Origin of the sequence: Catellatospora sp. NPDC049609 (genome assembly GCF_040675365.1) — a bacterium.
Classification (GTDB): Bacteria; Actinomycetota; Actinomycetes; order Mycobacteriales; family Micromonosporaceae; genus Catellatospora.
Map to the genome: position 1 here is coordinate 1 of NZ_JBFAOU010000473.1, position 1,291 is coordinate 1,291.

Below are 1,291 nucleotides of genomic sequence, written 5' to 3' on the forward strand. Positions count from 1 at the left end.
GCTCCTGACTTGTCTACTGAGGGCAGACACGAAGGGTTGCGGCCCATAGTGTTGCGGGTGCCGGCCGGCGCAGGTTCGCAGGCTCCTTGCCGCCTTCGGGCTGGCTCATTGATAGCGTGCCGGGCCGGTCGGCACCCGGCCGTGGTGTGGCTCGACAGAGGCATGCGGACGATCTTCCCCAAGTCAGGGTGCCCACCGCGGCGACGCCCCCGCCCCGTCGTCTCATGGGAGCCACCACCCGTGATCACCATCGGTATCGACCCGCACAAGTCCTCGTTCAGCGCCGTCGCCCTCGACCCCACCGGCCAGCATCTGGCCGCGCGCCGTGTCACCGTCAACGCCGCAGCGTTCAAGACGCTCATGGCGTGGTCCGCGGACTGGCCGCAGCGGCGCTTCGCCGTCGAAGGCGCGGCCGGGCTGGGCAGGCCCATCGCCCAACTGCTGGCGGCAGCCGGCGAACATGTCGTCGACGTGCCCGCAACCCTCAGCGTCCGTGCCAGGCTGCTGGACACCGGCGGCGGCCGCAAGACCGACATCCACGACGCCGCCAGCGTCGCCCACGTCGCTCAGCGCAGCCGCAAGCTGCGCACCGTCGTCGCGGAAGATCAGACCGTGCTGCTGCGGATGCTGGCCGAACGCCGCGACGACCTGGCCCACGAACGCGTCAGGATCACCAATCGCCTCCACGGCCTCCTGCGCGACCTGGTCCCCGGCGGCGCCGCTCTTGGCCTGTCCGCTACCAAAGCCGCAGCCCTGCTGCGCACAATCCGGCCGATCACCGCAGCCGACGCCTGCCGCCGCGACCTCGCACGGGACCTGGTCGACGACCTCCGACGCACCGATCGGCTGCTCAAGGCCAACGAGAAGCAGACCGACCATGCTCTGACCGTCGCCGGCAGCAGCCTCACCCAGATCCACGGCCTGGGCACCGTACTGGCCGGCAAGATCATCGGTCACGTCGGCGACGTCACGCGCTTCCCGACCGCAGACCACTTCGCCAGCTACACCGGGACCTCGCCGCTGGACGCCTCCAGCGGCGAACGCCGCCGCCACCGCCTCAACACCGGCGGCAACCGCCAGCTCAACTCCGCACTGCACACCATCGCCGTCTGCCAGGCCCGCGATCCAGGGCCCGGCCGCGACTACTACCAGCGCAAACTCACCGAGGGAAAGACCCCGGCCGAGGCACGCCGAGCGCTCAAACGCCGGCTTGCCAACGTCATCTACCGCTACCTCATCAAAGATCAACAGCAGATGGTCGTTGCGGCCCCTTGACACACAGAGGCGCTAT

1 protein-coding gene is annotated in these 1,291 nt (G+C 69.6%); it reads left to right on the plus strand.

The annotated features are described in order from the left end of the window. Nucleotides 1-240: 240 nt before the first annotated feature. Complete coding sequence (locus AB0J67_RS41230) at nucleotides 241-1,275, plus strand: IS110 family transposase (protein ID WP_363491288.1); 1,035 nt, start codon at nucleotides 241-243, stop codon at nucleotides 1,273-1,275. Nucleotides 1,276-1,291 lie beyond the last annotated feature (16 nt).